This is a genomic window from Leclercia adecarboxylata (genome assembly GCF_023639785.1).
In the GTDB taxonomy this organism is placed as follows: domain Bacteria; phylum Pseudomonadota; class Gammaproteobacteria; order Enterobacterales; family Enterobacteriaceae; genus Enterobacter; species Enterobacter adecarboxylatus_D.
Genome location: NZ_CP098325.1, coordinates 2,129,272 through 2,149,565, shown reverse-complemented (window position 1 = coordinate 2,149,565; position 20,294 = coordinate 2,129,272). Strand labels below are relative to the sequence as shown.

The window sequence follows — 20,294 nt, the reverse complement described above, 5'->3', positions numbered from 1 at the left end:
ATTATTCAGAGAACGTCAGTAATACCTTGCAGCACTGCCGCTGGTCTTTTTCAAACAGTTCAATGGCGTCTTTAACGTGCTGATACTCAAAGCTGTGAGTAATCAATTTGTCGGGATCGATAAGCCTTTTCTCCAGCCAGTTGATAACCACCGGGAACTTATTGGCGTTCAGGCGTGATGAGAAAATCGAGAGCTCTTTGCCGGTGATCCCCTGCTGCGCAACCTGGCTTGGATCGCTGGAGAAGCCCATCAGCACAATCCGCCCGCCCGGCGAGGCCAGATTGACCGCTTCCTGCAAAATAGACGGGTGACAGGCCGCATCAATAATCAGCGTCGGCTTGATGCCCTTCTCTTCCAGCAGCGCCTGCAGGGACTGATCGCTGTTGTTGATGACCCAGTCTGCCCCGCTGCGCTCTGCCATCGCCAGACGCTCTTCGATGCGATCAACCACAATCACCTGTTTCACCTTGTAGACGCCCTTCAGCGCCTGAACGGTGACCAGCCCCATCGGCCCGGCGCCATAAATCAGCGCAATATCCTGCTCTGTCGGACTGACATGGCCGGTGACGTTGGCGGCAATCGTGAAGGGTTCAACCATTACCGCGTGCTTATCGCTGATGGCATTCGGAATGACCCAGGCATTTTTAGCCGGCACAACGGCGAATTCACTGAAACCGCCGTCGCGGTGGACGCCCAGCACCACCAGCGAGGTGCAGACGTTCGGCTTGCCCACCGAGCACGGGTAGCAATGACCGCAGCTGATCACCGGATCAACCGAGACGCGCTGGCCCAGGCGCGCGGCGTCGACGCCTTCGCCGACAGCATCGATGACGCCAAAGAACTCATGGCCAATCACGCGCGGGTATTTGGCGAACGGGTTGTGGCCGCGATAGATGTGGCTGTCGGAACCGCAGATCCCCGCCAGCTTTACCTTGACGCGCACTTCGCCTGCGGCAGGCGTCGGTAACGGACGCTCTTCGATCGCCAGCGCATTCGGTTGTTGAATAACGATACTTTTCATCTTCTGCTCCTTTACCAGTTCCACAGCGTGCCATCTTCAAGACGCGCAACCGGCAGGTAAGCGGGATCGTAGGGATATTTCGCCGCCAGTTTCTCGTCAAAATCGATGCCCAGGCCCGGCTTATCGCCCGGATGCATGTAGCCATCTTCGAAGGTCCAGTTATGGTGGAACACTTCCAGCATCTGTTCGGAATAACCCATGTACTCCTGCACGCCAAAGTTCGGTACCCACAGGTCGAAGTGCAGTGCCGCCGCGTGGCAAATCGGGGAGAGATCCGATGGGCCATGCGAGCCGGTACGCACCTGGTAGAGCGAGGCGAAATCGGCAATCCGACGCATTCCGGTAATCCCGCCCGCATGGGTGATGGTGGTGCGGATGTAGTCGATCAGCTGCTCTTCGATCAGCTGCTTGCAGTCCCAGATGCTGTTGAACACTTCGCCCACGGCAATTGGGGTGACGGTGTGCTGGCGGATCAGACGGAAGCACTCCTGGTTCTCGGCTGGGGTCGGGTCTTCCATCCAGAACATCCGGTACTGTTCGATGCTCTTACCGAAACGCGCCGCTTCGATCGGCGTCAGACGGTGGTGCATGTCGTGCAGCAGGTGTTCATTAAAGCCATACTTGTTACGTACGGCGTCAAATAATTTCGGCGTAAAATCGAGGTATTTTTCGGTTGACCACAGCTGCTCTTCCGGCCAGTTGCCTTTGGTGGCTGGCTCATACGCCAGCCCTTTCCCTTTAGACATGCCGTAAGTGGTTTTCATTCCCGGCACGCCGCACTGAACGCGGATCGCCTTGAAGCCCATCTCTTTGTGGCGGGCGTAATCTTCCAGCACGTCGTCGATGGTGTGACCGGTGGTGTGGCAGTACACCATCACCCCTTCACGGGAGGCGCCGCCCAGCAGCTGGTACAGCGGCATATTGGCGGCTTTGGCTTTGATATCCCACAGCGCCATGTCGATGGCGGAAATGGCCGACATGGTGACCGGGCCGCGACGCCAGTACGCGCCTTTATAGAAGAACTGCCAGATATCTTCGATACGGTGAGCATCGCGGCCAATTAACTGCGGGCAGAGATGATCTTTCAGGTAGGACGCGACGGAGAGCTCGCGGCCATTCAGGGTGGCATCACCCAGGCCGACGATCCCTTCGTCGGTGGTGATTTTCAGCGTGACAAAGTTACGCCCAGGACAGGTGACAAATACTTCAGCCCCTACGATCTTCATGTTCCGGTTCCTTACATCATGTGTTGTGATGGAAGAAATCTACGCAATCACCCTACTACCATACAAGTATGAAGATCGAAAAATCCTCGCTCGATCACAGATTGGGCGCTTAAGCGCGCCCCCAACCCGCCACGATGATCAGCATGCCGCACAGCGCAACCGCGGCACCCGCCCAGTCATACAGGCTCAGCCTGACCCCATCCACCACCCGCAGCCACAGCAGCGCGGTGCAAACGTACACCCCGCCATAGGCGGCGTAGACGCGTCCGCTTGCCGCCGGGTGCAGCGTCAGCAGCCAGACAAACAGCGCCAGGGCAACGCCAGCGGGAATGAGCAGCAGAACCGAGGCTCCTTTCTTCAGCCATAGCCAGGGCAGAAAACAGCCGAGAATTTCACACAGGGCGGTAGCAAAAAAGAGCAGAGTTGTTTTAAACATATTTAACGTTGTCTAGTGAGGGATGGGTTATCATAACCGAATGTGAAAGGAACCCTTCCACATACCTGATGTGGGTATGACCTCACAATGGACTGTTGTAGAACCCCGGTGGTTATTCGAATGTCCACCGTCTGTAAGGAAAACACTATGCGTAAACTGAACACACGCCTCTGTCTGGCTGCCCTGCTGGCCGCTGTTTTCATCGCGCCAGTCTCCGCCAACACCAGCAAACTGATTATTGAATCCGGCGACAGCGCCCAGAGCCGTCAGAATGCCGCCATGGATAAAGAGCAATGGAACGACACCCGCAGCCTGCGCCAGAAGGTGAATACCCGCGCGGAGAAAGAGTGGGACAAAGAGGATGTGGCCTTTGACGCGCGGGATAAATGCCAGCAGAGCGCCAATGTCAACGCCTACTGGGAGCCCAACACCCTGCGCTGCCTCGACCGTCGTACCGGCCGCGTGATGGCCCCCTGATGACTTTTCGCAGCCACCGCGCAGCACGCTGCGCGGTGTTTAGTAGTATTCGATGTTATTTTTGATGGTGTACTTACGCGACACTGCAGGCTTCACGCTTTCATCCACCACGACCAGCTCGCATTCTACCGGGTTGTCGTGGCTGTCGTAATCACAGGTCTGTTTCACATTGCCCAGCGGCTTATCGTTCAACTGGCTGATCGAGGTGTAGTCGAGCTTCTTACGCTTGTCAGCCGCGGGGGTCGCCGTAATGGAGAGATGCTGCTCCCCGGACACGGTGGTTTTGCCCAGCGGATAGCCGTCGGCATCATAGCGATAGTTTACTTCCATATCCTTGCCGTGGGCGCTGACGATAAAGCCGTTGTCATCCGTATCCCATGAAATCCCCGACGCGGGCAGTTCCGCCAGCTGGCATTTCCCCTGCAGGCGCAGCCTTTTCTGGTGGGTCTGGGCATCCAGATAGTAGTTGGCGTCCAGCACCAGCGCGATGCCGGTGTTAGCTTCGAGATCGTGCAGCTCCAGGCTGTCAAAGCAGCCTTCCTCCGAGAGCGTGCCGCTGACGCGCTTGGCCACTTCCCCTTTTTCATTGATCAGCGTCTGGCTGAAGTCTTTCACCGGCCCGCGCAGGGGATCGAAATCAAATTCGTTTGAAAAACTGGCCATTTCTGGCGTAAACGACAGCGGCGCGGCGGTGTTGTCACACCCCATCAACAGAGCTGCCAGGACAAGCATAAGCGCGTGTTTATTCACATGACCTACCGATAGCAGAAGATAATTCCAGGCATATTAACAAATACAACCGTTTACATTAGCTATTATTATAGTCACACACAGTCGTAAGGAGGCAGATATGAAACGGTTACCCTGGATTACTGCACTTTTGCTCGCGGGCATTGCCCCGGCCGCGCTGGCGGCACCCGATAACTGCGAGCGGATCAAAAGCGACATTCAACAGCGGATTATCAATAACGGCGTGCCGGAGAGCGGCTTTATGCTGAACATTGTGCCTAACGATCAGGCCGATAAACCCGACGCCGAAGTGGTAGGCCACTGCGCCAATGACACCCTCAAAATCCTCTATACCCGCACCAGCAGCGGCAACTATCCGGTGAGCGGAGGCGGCAATCAGGCTCCTGCCCCCCGCGAGCCGCAGTGAGTTTTCCCCCGTTAACGCGGGGGAATCCCCTTTGTTTTGATATACATTAATAACAACTCCCCCTTAATGGGTAACACTCCTCTCCATTAGCCCGATCGTCATCACGGCTGAAATCAGTTTTCAACGACGAACGTAATGGAGTGAGTCATGTCAGATAATGAGCATAGCGGCGGGATTAGCCGCCGTACCCTCGTCAAATCGACCGCCATCGGATCCCTTGCGCTTGCCGCGGGCGGTCTGTCATTGCCCTTTGGTTTACGCCCCGCTGCCGCTGCCGTGCAGCAGGCGCGCGAGGACAAAGTGGTCTGGGGCGCCTGTTCGGTCAACTGCGGCAGCCGCTGCGCGCTGCGCCTGCACGTACGTGACGATGAAGTTTACTGGGTAGAAACCGATAACACCGGCGACGACATCTATGGCAACCATCAGGTGCGCGCCTGCCTGCGCGGACGCTCGATCCGTCGGCGCATCAACCATCCCGACCGCCTGAACTACCCCATGAAGCGGGTGGGTAAACGCGGAGAAGGCAAGTTCGAACGAATCTCCTGGGATGAAGCCCTGGATCTGCTCACCACCAGCCTGCGCGACGTGGTGGCTAAATACGGCAACGAAGCGGTCTACATTAATTACTCTTCCGGAATTGTTGGCGGTAACATCACCCGCTCCTCGCCTTATGCCTCTCTGGTTGCCCGACTGATGAACTGCTACGGCGGGTTCCTGAGCCATTACGGTACCTACAGCACCGCGCAGATCGCCTGCGCCATGCCTTACACCTACGGCAGCAACGAAGGCAACAGCACGTCTGATATCGAAAACAGCAAGCTGGTGGTGATGTTCGGCAATAACCCGGCGGAAACGCGCATGAGCGGCGGCGGGATCACGTACTACCTTGAACAGGCGCGGGAACGCTCGAATGCGCGCATGATCGTTATCGATCCTCGCTATACCGACACCGCCGCCGGGCGTGAAGATGAGTGGATCCCGATTCGGCCGGGGACAGATGCCGCGCTGGTAGCGGGCATCGCCTGGGTCCTGATTAATGAAGATCTCGTCGATCAGCCGTTCCTGGATAAATACTGCGTCGGTTACGACGAAACCACCCTGCCGGAAGGCGCGCCCGCTAACGGCCACTACAAGGCCTATATTCTGGGCCAGGGCGAGGACGCCACCGCCAAAACGCCGGAGTGGGCCTCGCGTATCACCGGCATTCCCGTCGATCGGATCGTTAAGCTGGCCCGGGAAATCGGCACGGCGAAACCGGCTTACATCTGCCAGGGCTGGGGGCCGCAGCGTCAGGCCAATGGCGAGCTGACCTCCCGGGCCATCGCTATGCTGCCGATCCTCACCGGCAACGTCGGCATTAACGGCGGCAACAGCGGCGCACGTGAATCCACCTACACCATCACCATCGAACGTATGCCGCTGCCGGAGAACCCGGTTAAAACCCAGATCTCCTGCTTCAGCTGGACCGACGCCATCGCCCGCGGCCCGGAGATGACCGCCACCCGGGATGGGGTGCGCGGCAAGGATAAGCTCGACGTGCCGATCAAGTTCATCTGGAACTATGCCGGTAACACCATCATTAACCAGCATTCGGATATCAACAAAACCCACGACATTTTGCAGGACGAGAGCAAGTGCGAAATGATTGTGGTGATCGACAACTTTATGACCTCCTCGGCGAAATACGCCGATCTGCTGCTGCCGGATCTGATGACCGTCGAGCAGGAGGACATCATTCCCAACGACTATGCCGGGAATATGGGGTATCTGATCTTCCTCCAACCGGTGACCGCGCCCAAATTTGAACGCAAGCCCATCTACTGGATCATGAGCGAAGTGGCGAAGCGCCTGGGGCCGAACGTTTATCAGCGCTTTACCGAAGGCCGGACCCAGGCGGAATGGTTGCAGTACCTTTACGCTAAGATGGTGGCTAAAGATCCGCAGCTCCCCTCTTATGAGGCGTTGAAAGCGATGGGCATCTATAAACGTAAAGATCCGAACGGGCATTTCGTCGCCTATAAAAAATTCCGCGAGGATCCGGCGGCTAACCCGCTGAAAACGCCGTCGGGGAAAATCGAGATCTACTCCAGCAGGCTGGCCGATATTGCCGGGAAATGGCAGCTGGAAAAAGATGAAACCATCAGTCCCCTGCCGGTGTATGCCTCCACCTTTGAAGGCTGGGACGATCCCGACCGCAGCCAGTTCCCGCTGCAGCTGTTTGGCTTCCACTACAAGGCCCGCACCCACTCCAGCTATGGCAACGTCGATGTACTGCAGGCCGCCTGCCGTCAGGAGGTGTGGCTTAACCCGGTGGATGCTGCATCCCGCGGGATCGAAAACGGTGACATGGTGCGGGTCTGGAACGCCCGGGGCGAGCTGCGCATTCCGGCCAAAGTCACGCCGCGCATCATGCCGGGCGTCAGCGCCATGGGCCAGGGGGCGTGGCACGATGCCAACATGACCGGGGATCGCATTGACCACGGTTCGTGCATCAACACCCTGACCACCCACCGCCCGTCCCCGCTGGCGAAGGGCAACCCGCAGCACACCAACCTGGTACAAATCGAAAAAGCGTAGTCACAATGAGTTCGCGCGGGGCAACCCGCGCCGTTGAAGGATGAAGTATGAGAGAGTCGTTTGCTTTTACTGCCCGCGTGTTGGGCGCACTGTTTTACTACGCGCCGGACAGCCCTGAGGCTGCGCCGCTGGTTACGGGTTTGACGCAGACCGACTGGCTGCACGACTGGCCGCTGGATAACACCCTGCTGGGCCCCGTCGCCGACGAACTGCGCGAGCCGGGGGATGAGCCGTTACGCACCGCCTGGCAGCGTCTGTTTGTCGGCCCGTGGGCGCTGCCCGCGCCGCCGTGGGGGTCAGTGTGGCTGGATCGCGAGTCGGTGCTGTTCGGGGATTCCACCCTGGCGCTGCGCCAGTGGATGCGGGACAACGGCATTGCCTTCGAGATGGCGCAAAACGAGCCGGAAGATCACTTTGGTGCCCTGCTGCTGATGGCGGCCTGGCTGTCTGAAACCGGCCGTGACGCGGAGCGCGACCAGCTTCTGGCCTGGCATCTGCTGCCCTGGAGCAGCCGTTTTCTTTCCGTGTTCATTGAAAACGCAAACCACCCCTTCTACCGCGCGCTGGGCAAACTGACCCGGTTGACGCTGGCAGAGTGGCAATCCGGCCTGCTGATACCCGTGGCCGAAAAACCGCTCTACCGTTAACCTCTCCCTGGCTTACTCAGCCTGAGTAAGCCAGGCTCTCCAGCCACCGAACGCCGTAATATCCTTCGCCCCCTGCAGGCCATACTCCTCGCAGATGAAACCGGTCAACCAGCGCCCGTCCTCCAGTTCCACTTTCCCGAGCCCCAGCGGGGCAGGAATTCCTGCCAGAAAGGATCCCACTTCGGCGTGGGGCAGCTCCCACACTTCCACGGCAATCGCCGCCCCCCGTTCGCGGTCGCGGACCATGCCGGGCCGTTTTCCGTCGGCCAGGGCATACAGGCAATAGTGCGGCGCGCTACGGGTGGTCTCGCGTAACCTTGCTCCACGCTGGCGCAGCTGGTGATTGAGCGCCAGCCCGTCCAGATGCGCCCCGCAAACCACGATCGACAGGCGATCGTGGCTGGCCGTGTTGTCAGGGACAGTTTCGTGCAGGGCGCGATCCCCGGGCAGCACCAGATTCTGGTGACGCTCCAGGGCACCGGCAAGGCTCAGCAGATACTGGTCGGTGAACGCCCGGCCAAACAACGTCACGCCCGAGGGCAGACCGTTGGCCATATGCCCGTCAGGCACCGCCACGGCGGCATAGTCCAGTAGGTTCATAAAGTTGGTGTAGATCCCCAGATCGGAGTTGCGCTTAACCGGCTCTTCCGCCAGCTCCGCCAGGGTCACCGGGCGCGGGTAAGTGGGCGTGAGCACGCAGTCCAGATCCGCCATTATCTCATCGCACTGGCGTTTGAAATGCTGAAGCTGGTACTGGGCTTCAAAGGCCGCCACCGCATCGGTGCCCGGGGCGTTGCTCAGCACATCGCGAATAACCGGCAGCACCGCATCCGGCTGCTGTTCAATGAGTTTGCCCGCCACATGATAACGCTCCGCCACCCACGGGCCATTATAGAGCAGCGACGCCGCCGCCAGAAACGGCGAGAAATCGATGGTCACCGGCACGCCCCCCAGGGCGATTAAGCGGTCTTTGGCGGCGTGATACAGCGCCTCGCTCTCGGTGCAGCCGAGAAATTCCAGCCGGTCCGGCACGCCGAAACGAAAACCTGCTGCGGGTACGCCAAACGCCTGCGCCCCGTTCCACGCCGGGTTAGCGCGGCTGTAGTCATCACGCGGATCCTGAACCGCCGTCAGGGCCAGCAGCTGGCTGGCTTCCGCTGCGGTGGTGGTAAAGAAGGTCACGCAGTCCAGCGTGCGGCAGGCAGGCACCACCCCAGCGGTGGAGATCAACCCTTTGGTGGCTTTCAGCCCGACGAGGTTGTTCAGCGCGGCGGGCACGCGTCCGCTCCCGGCGGTGTCGGTGCCGAGCGCAAAACTCACCAGCCCCAGCGCCACCGCCAGCGATGACCCGGCGCTGGAGCCGCCCGACGGATAGTCCGCATGCACGCTGTTGCGACACGCGCCATAGGGGGAGCGGGTGCCGTTCAGTCCGGTGGCGAACTGGTCGAGATTGGTTTTCCCCAGCGGGATTGCCCCCAGGGCGATCAGCTGCCCGACGACGGTGGCGTCCTGCTCTGCACGATAAGCAAACGCCGGGCAGGCGGCGGTCGTCACGACGCCCGCCAGATCGATATTATCTTTAATGGCAAAGGGCACGCCATAAAGCGGCAGCGTCTGCAAGGAGTGGCCCTCAAGCGCCGTCAGATAAGGTTCCAGCTCTTCCGGGGTGAGCAGACAGATAAAGGCATTGAACTCCGGGTTCAGGGCCAGCGCCCGCTCGCGCAGGTTACTCACCACTTCCCGCGGCGTAAGGCGGCCTTCACCGTAAGCCTGCGCCAGGACATCGAGGCGTAAATCATAAAGATGCTTCATGCTGTTTTCTCCAGAACCACCACACACTGACCCGCCCGGACCGGAGAACCCGGCTGGACGCGCACCTGGCTGACAATACCGTCCTGCGTGGCAAGCAGCGGGATCTCCATCTTCATCGACTCCAGCACCACCAGCACATCGCCCTCGCGCACGGCTTTGCCGACCTCAACGCTCACCTGCCACAGGTTGCCGGAGACCGGGCTGTCGATGCCCTCCTGTCCCGGCTGGAGCGGCGCATCGTCGCCCTCCTCCGCCAGCACGTCGCTGCTGTCGAAATGCGCCTGGCCGTTGGCGATCCAGCGCTCGCGCTCGGCGTTAAAAGCCGCCTGCTGATGAGCGCGAAAGGCGTCTATCTCCTGGGCGTCGTCGGCGAGGAACTGCTGATACTCCGCCAGCTTCAGGCTGGTGTGCTCGATGCGCAGCGGATAGCGCCCCAGCGGGAAATCGCGGCGAATGGTGAGCAGCTCGTCGGCCGAGACCGGGTAGAAGCGGATCTGGTCGAAGAAGCGCAGCAGCCAGGGCTTGCCGCCAAAATCCGCCACCGCGTGATAGCGACTCCACATCTGCAGGGTGCGGCCGACAAACTGATACCCCCCCGGCCCCTCCATGCCGTAGACGCAGAGATAGGCTCCGCCGATGCCCACCGAGTTTTCTGCCGTCCAGGTGCGGGCCGGGTTGTACTTGGTGGTGACCAGACGATGCCGCGGATCCAGCGGCGTAGCCACCGGCGCACCGAGGTAGACATCTCCCAGCCCCATCACCAGATAGCTGGCGTCGAACACCGTTCGGTAGACTTCATCCACATTCGCCAGATCGTTAATCCGGCGGATGAACTCCAGGTTGCTCGGACACCAGGGGGCGTCCCGGCGCACGGTGGTCATGTATTTGTCGATGGCCTTCTGGCAGGCCGGGTCGTCCCAGGAGAGCGGCAGCCAGACGATGCGCGACGGCACCTCAAGGGCATCCTGCTCGCAGACCGCCTGCCACAGCCCGGCGAGGGTATCCAGCAGGCTCGCCAGCGTGAGCGACTCCGGCTGATAGTGGATCTGCAGGGAGCGGATCCCCGGGGTCAGATCGATAACGCCGTCCAGCGCCCGCGCCTCAAGGGCCTGCATCAGGGCGTGGGCGCGAAAACGCAGGACCAGATCCAGCTCCGGGTCGCCAATCTCCAGCAGCAGATGGGTGTCGCCGGAGAGCCGGGCCACCAGCCGCTTATCGGCCTGTCCCTGCACCAGCACCACCGGCGAGGCCGGTTCCACGGGCTGCCATGCCACGTCCATCGGGTGCAGGCTGGCGATCTGCGTGGCCTGCGCCTGGGCCAGCTGGCGGGCGGTGGCGATATCCACCGGCACAAAGCGCACCTTATCCCCCGCCTTCAGCTGCCCTACCGCGTGGAGGTCGGCTTCAATGATGGTCACCGGGCAGACGAACCCGCCCAGGCTGGGGCCATCCGGGCCGAGGATCACCGGCATGTCGCCGGTAAAATCCACCGCGCCGATGGCGTAGGGGTTGTCGTGAATATTCGACGGATGCAGCCCCGCCTCGCCGCCGCTCTCGCGCACCCACTCGGGTTTAGGCCCGATCAGGCGCACGCCGGTGCGGCTGGAGTTGAAATGCACCTCCCAGTCGGTGGCAAAAAAGGTGTTCATGTAGCCAGGCGTGAAATACTCCGGCGCGCCGTGCGGGCCGTAGATCACCCTCAGAGTGCGCACGGCAGCCAGGGTGGTGCGCAGGGCCGGGGGCAGCGACTGCGCCGGGCATAACGATGTCAATGGCGAAAGATGCAGCACGTCGCCGGTACGCAGCGCGCGACCGGCGTGGCCGCCAAACTGCCCCAGCGTAAAGGTGCTTTTGCTGCCGAGATAATCCGGCACGTTGACGCCCCCGCGCAGGCAGAGATAGCTGCGCACGCCCTCGCCGCGAATATCGCCCATCCGCAGCGTCATGCCGCTCCGCACCCGGTAGACCCGGTTGTTCTCCAGCGGCTCGCCGTCCAGGGTCAGGGCAATTTCCGCCCCGGTCACCGCCAGCTGGGCATCGCAGTTAAACTTCAGCGTCGGGCCGCTGAGGGTGATCTCCAGCCCGGCGGCCCCCTCGTCGTTGCCGAGAAGCCGGTTGCCAAGACGCAGCGCGCGGCTGTCCATCGGACCTGATGGCGGTACGCCCACCGCCCAGTAGCCGGTGCGTCCCGGATAGTCCTGAATCGTGGTTTGCGTCCCGGGGCTGAGCACCTCAAGGGTCACGGCCTGATAAACGAGCCCTTCCAGACAGCGGGTCCAGGGCTCGCCGCGGGCAAACGGCGTGAAGGTTAAAATCTGCTGCAGGTAGCTGCGGTTAGTCTCCACGCCATACAGGCGGGTATCACCCAGCGCGGCGTGCAGGGCGTCAATGGCGGCTTCACGCGTCGGTTGCCAGGCGATGATTTTCGCCAGCATCGGGTCAAAAAAGGGCGGCACCTCGCAGCCCGACTCCACCCAGCTGTCGATGCGCAGCGTGCGGCGATCGTCTGCCGGGAACACCACTTCGGTCAGCAGGCCGGGTGAAGGCTGGAACTGGCGGCCCGGATCTTCGGCATAGACCCGCGCCTGAATGACGTGGCCCTCAGGGGTCAGGCTTTCAGCCAGAATCGCCAGCGGCGGCAGGGTGCCTGCCGCCAGCTCAATCATCCAGCGCACCAGATCCACGCCCCACACCTGCTCGGTGACGCCGTGCTCCACCTGTAAACGGGTATTCACTTCGAGGAAATAGAACCGGGCCGCGTCGCTGTCATAGACAAACTCCACCGTGCCCGCGCTGCGGTAGTTGACCGCTTTGCCGAGCTTGATTGCGGCCGCGCAGAGCGCCTCCGCCATGCCGTCCGGCAGGTTGGGCGCGGGGGTCTCTTCGATGACCTTCTGGTTGCGGCGCTGTACAGAACAGTCCCGTACGCCCAGGGCAATCACCTCTCCGTTGCCGTCGCCAAAGAGTTGCACCTCAAGGTGACGCGCCCGCTCGATGTACTTCTCGATAAAGACGCCCGCATCGCTGAAGTTGTTTTTACCCAGCCGCACTACGGCGTCGTAGGCATCCGAGAGTTCCGCCGCGCTGTAACAGACGCGCATGCCGATCCCGCCCCCGCCCGCCGTGCTTTTGAGCATCACCGGATAGCCGACCTGCTCTGCCGCCTGCAAGGCATCATGCACATCCGCCAGCAGCCCGGTGCCCTCCAGCATCGGCACGCCGTGCGTTTTCGCCAGCGCCCGGGCGGTGTGTTTCAGGCCAAACAGGCGCAGCTGCTCCGGCGTGGGGCCGACAAAGGCAATGCCCGCGGCTTCGCAGGCTTCGGCAAAGGCGGCGTTCTCCGAGAGAAAGCCGTAGCCGGGGTGAATAGCCTCTGCCCCGCTCGCAAGCGCTGCGGCGATAATTTTGTCACTCACCAGATAGGTATTCGCCGCCGGGCCATCGCCCAGGCTCAGGGCGTCGTCGGCCTCGCGGATATGCAGGCTGCTGATATCCGCCTCGGAATAGACCGCCACGCCGCCGATGTTCATGGCGCGCAGGGTGCGCAGAATGCGGCAGGCAATCGCCCCGCGGTTAGCAATCAGGAGTTTCGTCAACATAGTTCAGACTCAATGGTGGCGGGTCGTCCCGCCGGAAACTGGCTCACCGCATGGTCGTCCACGGGGATAAAAGATTTACGGCAGGATCCGTCCGGCTCGCACTTCAAACAGGCGGTAAATCATCTGGCGCAGGCGCTGCCAGCGGGTTGTGGTTAATTCCATACCAGCACCTCCGCGGGCGTCGGGTTCCAGCCGTTGCAGGGGTTATTCAGCTGCGGGCAGTTGGAGATCAGCACGATGACGTTGCACTCCGCGCGCAGCTCGACGTATTTACCCGGGGCCGAGATGCCGTCGGCAAAGGTCAGGCCCCCCTCCGGGGTAACCGGCACGTTCATAAAGAAGTTGATGTTGGCCGCGATATCCCGCTTTTGCAGACGGCCATCGTGCAGACAGGCGCAGAGGAAGTTATCCCGGCAGCTGTGCATGTGGCCTTTGTCGAGGGCATAACGCACGGTGTTGCTCTCCTGGGCGCAGGCGCCGCCGAGGGTGTCGTGCCGTCCGCAGGTATCCGCCACAATAGTCAGCAGCGGATTACCCAGGTTGGACCAGAGCACGCTGCCGCGGGTGAGATAGGCGTTGTTCTGGCGACGCAGGGTGCGCTGGGCGTCGTAGCGCTCGCGCGGGTTATCGGCGTTATAAAACAGGGTGTCTACCGCCTGGTTACCTTCCAGATCCAGCAGGCGCAGGGTCTGGCCTTTTTTGACTTCAAACAGGTAAGGCTCCCCCGCCGGGATCACATGGCGGAAGCTGGCGTCCTGGGTATGTTTTTCGCTGGCTACGGTCATGATGTGGCTCCTTACAGGGCGAAAAGTTGGGTGTTGGTGATGGCGCGTTCGTTTTCAGGACGCGTCAACAGGGCGTTAATCGCCGCCTGTTCGTCCTCTGCCTGTCGCCAGCAGAGCTGTACCGGGCGCGGGGCATACTCCCGGGAGGGATCCATCGGGTGTTGCAGCGCGGTCATCACCACCAGGGTGTCCATCGGGGCGAACAGATCCACATAGCTGCCCGGCTGCGAGTAGCCGCTGTGGAAGCTGAACTGGCCCTGCTGATCCACCGTCACTTTGCTGAAGAGGTTCACCACCATCAGCAGATCTTCAAGGTTAAGATCCCACTTGCCCATCTCCACCAGCAGGTTATCGGTGCCGTTGCGGAAGAAGCCGTTGCGCAGCTCCTGATAGCGCCCCTGACCGTATTTTTCCGTGGTTTCGGCGGCGTTGAGCACGCCGCCGAAGGGGTCGTGCCAGCCGCAGGTATCGGTGGTGATGCCCGCCAGCACGCGGCCCATATCGGAGTAGAAGCAGTGCCCGGCGGTGAGGCGCGCGGTGTGCTGGCCCTTCAGGGTATCCGGCAGGTTCAGGCGCTCGCTTTTCTCATGGGCGTTGAGCAGCATCAGGCTGACGTTGGCCCCGCCTTCGATGTCGGTGATACGCAGGATCTGCCCGCGCTTGAGCACAAAAGAGAGATGGCCGCCGCCCGGCAGGATCTCGTCGCGTAGAGTCGTGTTCACAGGTTTACCCTCTCAATGCATAAACGTTATTGGAAACCGTCCCGCTCAGGGTGGAGAGTCGCGTCTCGTTGAGCGGAATGTCGTAGGTAATGCGCGCCCCGTAGGCGTTCGGGGCCTGGGGATCGAGGCGCACCTTGTCGAACACCAGCAGGCGGGTGCCGAGGTTAAAGCCTTCGGAGAGATCGTGGGTGACCATAAAGACCGTCATGCGGGTTTCGCCCCACAGCTTCAGCAGCAGCCCATGCATATCCTTGCGGATGCCCGGGTCGAGCGCGCCAAAGGGCTCGTCAAGCAGCAACACCCGCGGCTGCATGATGAAGGCCTGGGCAATGGCCAGGCGCTGCTGCATGCCGCCCGAGAGCTGGGCCGGGTATTTATCCAGGGCATGACCGAGGCCGACCTTCTCCAGCATCTCTGCCGCCTGCGCCCGGGCAGCGCGTTTTTTCGCGCCAAAGAGTCTTCCGAGCAGCGGGGATTGCGGCAGTTCGAGGCCGATGGCTACGTTATCCAGCACGCTGAGATGCGGAAAGACGGAGTAGCGCTGGAACACTACGCCCCGGCGGCTGTCCGGCTCGGCGACCAGCGGCTTGCCGTCGAGGGTGATGACGCCCCGGCTGGGCCGCTCCTGACCAAGCAGCAGGCGCAGAAAGGTCGATTTCCCGCAGCCGGACGCGCCGACCATCGAGCAGAACTCGCCCTCTTTGATCTGCAGGTTCAGGCGCTCCAGCACCACGTGGTCGCCGTACTCCTGCCAGATATTGTCGATAGTGATAAAACTCATGCTTTGCCTCCTTCCGCCCACGGGAAACAGCGCTTGTGCAGCCGGCGCAGGGCCAGATCCATCAGCCAGGCCAGCAGGGTGATCCACAGGACATACGGGATGATGACGTCCATCGCCATATAGCGGCGCACAAGGAATATGCGGTATCCGAGCCCGGCGGTGGACGAGATGGCCTCAGCCGAGATAAGGAATAACCACGCCGACCCCAGCAGCAGGCGCAGGGAGGTGAGCAGGCGCGACAGCAGCTGCGGAAGCACCACCCGCAGCACCAGCGTCCAGCTGTTGGCCCCCAGCGTCTGGGCCTTAATCAGGATTTCCGGCGGGATTTCGCAGGCGCGGTGCTCCAGATCCCGGGCCAGCATCGGCGTGATGCCGATAACAATCAGCATGATTTTCGACAGCTCGTCCAGACCGAAGACGATAAACAGCACCGGCAGGATCGCCAGGGGCGGGATCATCGACAGCACCGTCATCAGCGGCGAAAGGGACGCACGCCACATCGGAAACACCCCGGCGGTGATGCCGATGCACAGACCGATAAGGGAGGCGATCGCCAGCCCCACCAGCAGCCGGGCGAGGCTCACCAGGGTGTCAACCCAGAACAGATACTCGCCGCTGCGCTTGTCCGGAGTGAATGCCATCCGGGAGACGGCATCCAGCATCTGCTGCAGGCCGGGCAGCAGCTTGTCATGCGGATTGGCATCCAGCCGCACCGCTGAGCCGAAGAAGTAAGCGGCCAGCAGGAGGACAAACGGCAGCATCACCAGCATCAGCCGCATGCCTGAGGTGGGATGGCGATTAATCTGTCGCATGGAGACTCCGTCACTCATCACAGCTGGCCCGCGGCGGCCATTTTCACGAAGCTGTCGTCAAAGCGCAGCTTCACGTTGCCAGCATCCCCCTGGGTCAGGTTGCCGGGGAAGCTCATGCCGATAAAATCGGCGCTCTGCGCCCCCTCGCCCAGCAGCCCCTTATCAAAGGAGAATGCCGCCACGCGCTGCATGGTTTTTGCCAGCTCCGGCGAGGTCACAAAGGCCAGGTTGTCCTGCGGGGTGTAGAACAGATGGGTGGTTTTCAGCTGGGCCTGGTAGCCCGCCAGATCGGTGCCCGACGCCGCCGCCATCGCATTCAGGGCGCTGGCGTCCTGGGCTTTCATCAGGCCCATCATCTCGTACCATGCCCCGGTGAGCGCTTTGCCCAGCGCCGGGTTATCCTTCAGGGTTTCGCTGTTGACCACCATCATGTCGATCAACTCCCCCGGCACCTGCGAGGAGCTGAACACTTCGGTGGTTTTCGGCGTGGCTTTAATCACCGACAGCTGCGGGTTCCAGGCCACGGCGGCCTGCACGCCGTCGGTGCCGAAGGCGGAGACGATGTCCGCGTCGGAGGTGTTGACCACGGTGACGTCTTTCTCCGCCAGCCCGGCCTTCTCCAGCCCGCGCACCAGCAGATAGTGGGATACCGACAGCTCCGGCAGGTAGATTTTCATCCCTTTCAGGTCGGAGAGGGTTTTGCCCTCGCCTTTCATCACCACCCCGTCGTTGCCTTCCGAGTAGCTGCCGAGGATCAGCGCCGTGGTGTCCACCCCGCCCGCCGCGGGAATGGTGAGTGCATCCATGTTGGTCATGGTGCAGCCGTCAAACTGGCCGGCGGTGTACTGGTTGATGGATTCGATGTAGTCGTTGAGCTGTACGACGTTGATTTTGATGCCGTATTTGTCGGCCCATTTATCGATGATTTTACTGGTGCTGATAGTGCCCCAGGGCATCCACCCGGCGTAGATGGTCCAGCAGACGTTGAACTCTTTTTTGACGGCGGCAAAGGTGGGGAGACTGACCAGCATCGCCAGCGACAGTACAAGGGTGCGGAGTAATGGCGTTTTCTTCATGCTTGACCTCTGAGTGGCACAAAATTAGGGGGCAGCGCGACACCGTGGGTGCTGCTGTCTCCCGGGCTTTTGTCCCGCCGTGTAACCTCTCAGAGGTCGCCAGCTCTTGGACCAGCCATTCACTTACGTGAACCGGAACCCTAGCCAGCTATTTTCAGATTGTGTGGTGCACTGCCCTTTCACTTTTGTTAAAGCAAAGGATGTGCCAGGAATTTTTTATCAGGATTATCAGTAGCCTGGAATTTTCAGGCGAGGGGTTATCACCGTTTTGGTGAGGGGGAACGAAGATAGTGCACTGTGATGGTGCCTGGCGGGCGCTGGCTATTCCGCGCCCGCCGAACAACCGGATTACTTGTTCTCTTTCTTGTCTGAATTCATCGTCATCTGCTCGGCTGACTTGAGGTGCTGCTCCACCACCGGGGTGTGTGCGTCGGCCAGGGCCATCACATCTGCATCCTTGATGTTTTTGGCATCACTTTTCAGTTTAGACAGCACCATCTCATGATCTTTAGTGCCGGCGTTCTCCATATACATCTTGTCGAATTCGGCGCCGCTCGCTTTCTCCAGCTTATCGGCCATCGCCTTATGCTTAGCGTCTGGCTCCGTCGGCAGCGTCACGCCTTTTTTCTCCGCGACCGCCTGGACTTTGGTCAGGGCGCTACCGTGGTCGTCAACCATCTTCTGGGCGAAGGCTTTGACATCGCTGCTCTCGGCCTTACTCAGCGCAAGCTTCCCGGCGGCAACTTCATTGATATTGGCCTGGGCCATATCCTTTAACGCTTTTTCATCACCAGAGCTGAGCTTTTCGCCCGAAGCGGACGGTTTTGCGGCGCTGGACTGCGCGGAGCTCGTCGTCTGCGCCTGTACGCCGACGGTGCAGAACATTGCGGCTACTGCCGATGCGGTCAGCAGCATTTTAAAGGTGTTACGCTTTTGCATAGTGTTCTCCTGAAAGTCATAGGTAGGGTAGTGTCAGGTCATTAACCGCGCGTCGCCTCCTGTATCAATGACAACCGCAGTTGTCAGTATAGGGGATCATTCTTCTCCCCCTGATTGAATGGGAATCTTTACCGCAGCATCCCCCCATTTTACCTCTTCGAGAGAAAGTCTTAATTCGGCTGGTCACTTTTTCCTCTTCTGCTGGCGCAGTATTGTGCTGCTGAACCCAGCGTGACAAAACAATTCACGTTCCGTCACCTGACTATTACCTCAATGAAATCAGGAGCAAATGATGAGCCGTTTACATACCATCACCGAAGGCGAAGCCACCGGTAAAACCGCGCAGCTGTTCAGCGCTATCAAAGGCAGCATGGGTAAAGTGCCGAACGCCTATCTGACCATCGGCACGCAGTCCCCGGAGATTCTGGGTCAGATGCTGCAGCTGAACGCCGCACTGCATAAGGGAAGCCTCAGCGCACGCGAGCTGGAAGCCATTAATCTTGCGGTGAGCGAAGAGTCTGGCTGTGACTACTGCCTGGCGGCACATACGCTGATGGCAAAAAAGGCCGGATACAGTGACGATCAGACGCGTGAATTACGCGAAGCCCGCTTCAGCGATGATGCGCACATTGATGCGCTGGTGAAGTTCGTTCAGTACCTGGTTTCATCCCGCGGTACCGTGGCGGCTGAGCATGTCGAGACCTTCCGTCAGGCGGGATTCAGCGACCAGCAGGTCGTGGAAACTATCGGTGCCGTTAGCGCCATCCTGTTTACCAATATGGTCAACCGCGTGAACGACACCGTTGTCGATTTTCCCAAAGTGAGCTGATTTTCTTTAGGACAGAGACGCAGGAGAGCAACCGCCTCTCCTGCGAAATTTTACTGTTTAACGGGCCCGGTGCGTAAAGCGTCGGGCCCTTCTTTATGGGACGGCAAAAGGCTTTTACCCCGCCGGGAACGTTGGCTGAACGTGATGGCAGGGGCGCAAGGCCCCTGAGGTGAAGGGATTTAGTGCGTTGGTGCAGGTGCGGCATTGATCTTGATGCGTAACAGGGCGTAAGGCTTCTGACGCAGATCTTTACCGCCGTGGAAACCGGGCTGGCGGTTTAACTGGTTGGTAGTGAAGTAGAGATAACCATCCGGCCCCACCGACAGCGTATCCGGCCAGAGGATTTCCGGGCCGTGGGCGATGGTTGTCCACGCCCCGCCTGCCGGCAGCTTACGGATAGCGTTACGCTCATAGTCACCCGCATAGACCGTACCTTCCGCATCGCTTTCAAGACCATCTGACGCCCCTTTTTCTCCCAGATCCTTCACGGACGCGGAGAGCTGAGCCTCGGTGACGTTCGGATCGCGAAGCAGCGCCGTGGACACGGCATACAGGTGACGCCCCGACAGCGGACTGTAATAGAGGGTTTTACCGTCCGGCGAGATAGCAATGCCGTCGGAGGCCACGCTGAACGGCGCGGTCGTGCCGTCCGGGTGGCGCTGCAACAGCTTCTCGCCCTCTACGACAGGTGAAAAACCAGCTTCGGGTGACGTTGTGCGGTCCCCTTCCAGACGGCGAAGCGCTTTGCCGCTGTCCAGGTCAATAACGATGATAGCCCCGGTACCGGACAGCGAGGAGTCGGTCACGTACGCTACGCCGGCTTTCCCGATGCGAAAATCAAAACGCATATCGTTGACGTAGGTGGCGGGCTTAATGACGTCAGCCGGGAAAACAACCGTTTTCTCCACCTGATTGGTTTTCAGGTTAACCGCGACAAGCTTGGCGCCGCCCGCCACCGGTGTGGAAAAGCCCGGCGCGGCGGTGTCCAGTATCCAGACCCTGCCCCGGCCATCGGCCACTACGCTCTGCACGCTCAGCAGATGCGTGCGGGCAGCGGCATTGTCCGGGGTATTTATCGCGGCGTCCGGGTACGGTATCAGTCGGTTACCTTTTACCTCGGCCACGGTAAAGGGCACGTCGTCACCCCAGCGCGGGAAATTCACGAAAATACGGCCCGTTTCGCTGACGGTGACCCCGGTCGGCATGGCACCGCTAAACGTCGCCACCACTTCGGGTTTGCCGATTGCGCGATCCTGAGCCAACTCGCTGAGAGCAGGCAGCGCCCGGGCTTCCGCCGCCAGAGCATTGAGGGCGGTGCTGCCTGTCACCAGAGCGACAGACAGCGCTAACGCCGTTTTCATCATCGTTTTTTTCATCTTTGCATCTTCCTGAGATATTG

At 60.5% G+C, this 20,294-nt stretch carries 18 protein-coding genes and 1 riboswitch; of the genes, 5 read left to right on the top strand and 13 right to left on the bottom strand.

Going from position 1 to position 20,294, the window contains the following annotated elements:
* Position 1: 1 nt before the first annotated feature.
* From NB069_RS10275 to NB069_RS10265, 3 genes are all read right to left on the bottom strand, one after another.
* Entirely contained in the window at positions 2-1,021 is a 1,020-nt protein-coding gene (locus NB069_RS10275; RefSeq protein ID WP_250589250.1) for a Zn-dependent oxidoreductase, read from the bottom strand.
* 11 nt (positions 1,022-1,032) lie between these two features.
* Positions 1,033-2,247 carry a D-mannonate dehydratase ManD gene (manD, locus tag NB069_RS10270; RefSeq protein ID WP_039029243.1) on the bottom strand — a complete coding sequence of 405 codons (1,215 nt, stop codon included), beginning with the start codon at positions 2,245-2,247 and terminating at the stop codon, positions 1,033-1,035.
* A 109-nt stretch (positions 2,248-2,356) separates the two neighbouring features.
* On the bottom strand, positions 2,357-2,683 hold the full coding sequence (locus NB069_RS10265; protein ID WP_250589249.1) for a YnfA family protein: 327 nt from the start codon (positions 2,681-2,683) through the stop codon (positions 2,357-2,359).
* A gap of 147 nt (positions 2,684-2,830) precedes the next feature.
* On the opposite strand from NB069_RS10265, the gene NB069_RS10260 reads away from it, so the two are divergent.
* A complete protein-coding gene (locus tag NB069_RS10260) occupies positions 2,831-3,160 on the top strand; it encodes a DUF1283 family protein (RefSeq protein WP_434543614.1) in 330 nt (109 codons plus the stop codon).
* 39 nt (positions 3,161-3,199) lie between these two features.
* On the opposite strand, the gene NB069_RS10255 is transcribed toward NB069_RS10260, so the two are convergent.
* A complete protein-coding gene (locus tag NB069_RS10255) occupies positions 3,200-3,892 on the bottom strand; it encodes a YnfC family lipoprotein (protein WP_434543613.1) in 693 nt (230 codons plus the stop codon).
* Positions 3,893-4,010: 118 nt separating this feature from the next.
* On the opposite strand from NB069_RS10255, the gene NB069_RS10250 reads away from it, so the two are divergent.
* The 3 genes from NB069_RS10250 (at position 4,011) to dmsD (ending at position 7,540) form a co-directional block, all read left to right on the top strand.
* Positions 4,011-4,316 (top strand): DUF1161 domain-containing protein, encoded by a 306-nt coding sequence (locus NB069_RS10250; protein ID WP_103824474.1) that lies wholly within the window; start codon positions 4,011-4,013, stop codon positions 4,314-4,316.
* A 147-nt stretch (positions 4,317-4,463) separates the two neighbouring features.
* Entirely contained in the window at positions 4,464-6,893 is a 2,430-nt protein-coding gene (gene ynfE, locus NB069_RS10245) for a selenate/tellurate reductase subunit YnfE (RefSeq protein ID WP_250589246.1), read from the top strand.
* Between the two features lie 47 nt (positions 6,894-6,940).
* On the top strand, positions 6,941-7,540 hold the full coding sequence (gene dmsD, locus NB069_RS10240; protein WP_250589245.1) for a Tat proofreading chaperone DmsD: 600 nt from the start codon (positions 6,941-6,943) through the stop codon (positions 7,538-7,540).
* 12 nt (positions 7,541-7,552) lie between these two features.
* Here dmsD and atzF read toward each other — a convergent pair whose 3' ends face one another.
* The 8 genes from atzF to NB069_RS10200 all read right to left on the bottom strand — a co-directional run bounded on the left by atzF (position 7,553) and on the right by NB069_RS10200 (position 18,066).
* Entirely contained in the window at positions 7,553-9,352 is a 1,800-nt protein-coding gene (gene atzF, locus NB069_RS10235) for an allophanate hydrolase (RefSeq protein ID WP_250589244.1), read from the bottom strand.
* Entirely contained in the window at positions 9,349-12,951 is a 3,603-nt protein-coding gene (gene uca / locus NB069_RS10230; protein ID WP_250589243.1) for an urea carboxylase, read from the bottom strand. The genes atzF and uca overlap by 4 nt, the downstream gene beginning before the upstream one ends.
* Positions 12,952-13,103: 152 nt before the next feature.
* Positions 13,104-13,736, bottom strand: a complete 633-nt coding sequence (locus NB069_RS10225) for an urea amidolyase associated protein UAAP2 (RefSeq protein ID WP_434543612.1) — start codon at positions 13,734-13,736, stop codon at positions 13,104-13,106.
* Positions 13,737-13,747: 11 nt separating this feature from the next.
* On the bottom strand, positions 13,748-14,458 hold the full coding sequence (locus NB069_RS10220; protein WP_250589242.1) for an urea amidolyase associated protein UAAP1: 711 nt from the start codon (positions 14,456-14,458) through the stop codon (positions 13,748-13,750).
* Between the two features lie 4 nt (positions 14,459-14,462).
* Positions 14,463-15,239 (bottom strand): ABC transporter ATP-binding protein, encoded by a 777-nt coding sequence (locus NB069_RS10215; RefSeq protein WP_250589241.1) that lies wholly within the window; start codon positions 15,237-15,239, stop codon positions 14,463-14,465.
* Positions 15,236-16,051 carry an ABC transporter permease gene (locus NB069_RS10210; RefSeq protein ID WP_250589240.1) on the bottom strand — a complete coding sequence of 272 codons (816 nt, stop codon included), beginning with the start codon at positions 16,049-16,051 and terminating at the stop codon, positions 15,236-15,238. Before NB069_RS10210 ends, NB069_RS10215 begins: the two co-directional genes overlap by 4 nt.
* Before the next feature lie 17 nt (positions 16,052-16,068).
* On the bottom strand, positions 16,069-17,127 hold the full coding sequence (locus tag NB069_RS10205) for a putative urea ABC transporter substrate-binding protein (protein ID WP_250589239.1): 1,059 nt from the start codon (positions 17,125-17,127) through the stop codon (positions 16,069-16,071).
* A 56-nt stretch (positions 17,128-17,183) separates the two neighbouring features.
* A riboswitch (guanidine-I (ykkC/yxkD leader) is annotated at positions 17,184-17,282 on the bottom strand.
* Between the two features lie 193 nt (positions 17,283-17,475).
* The gene (locus NB069_RS10200; RefSeq protein ID WP_250589238.1) at positions 17,476-18,066 is read right to left on the bottom strand and encodes a DUF4142 domain-containing protein; all 591 of its coding nucleotides are present in this window, start codon (positions 18,064-18,066) and stop codon (positions 17,476-17,478) included.
* 292 nt (positions 18,067-18,358) lie between these two features.
* Between NB069_RS10200 and NB069_RS10195 the strand changes: the two genes are divergently transcribed.
* Entirely contained in the window at positions 18,359-18,895 is a 537-nt protein-coding gene (locus tag NB069_RS10195; RefSeq protein WP_250589237.1) for a carboxymuconolactone decarboxylase family protein, read from the top strand.
* Positions 18,896-19,074: 179 nt separating this feature from the next.
* Here NB069_RS10195 and NB069_RS10190 read toward each other — a convergent pair whose 3' ends face one another.
* Complete coding sequence (locus tag NB069_RS10190) at positions 19,075-20,271, bottom strand: major royal jelly family protein (protein WP_250589236.1); 1,197 nt, start codon at positions 20,269-20,271, stop codon at positions 19,075-19,077.
* Between the last annotated feature and the right edge of the window lie 23 nt (positions 20,272-20,294).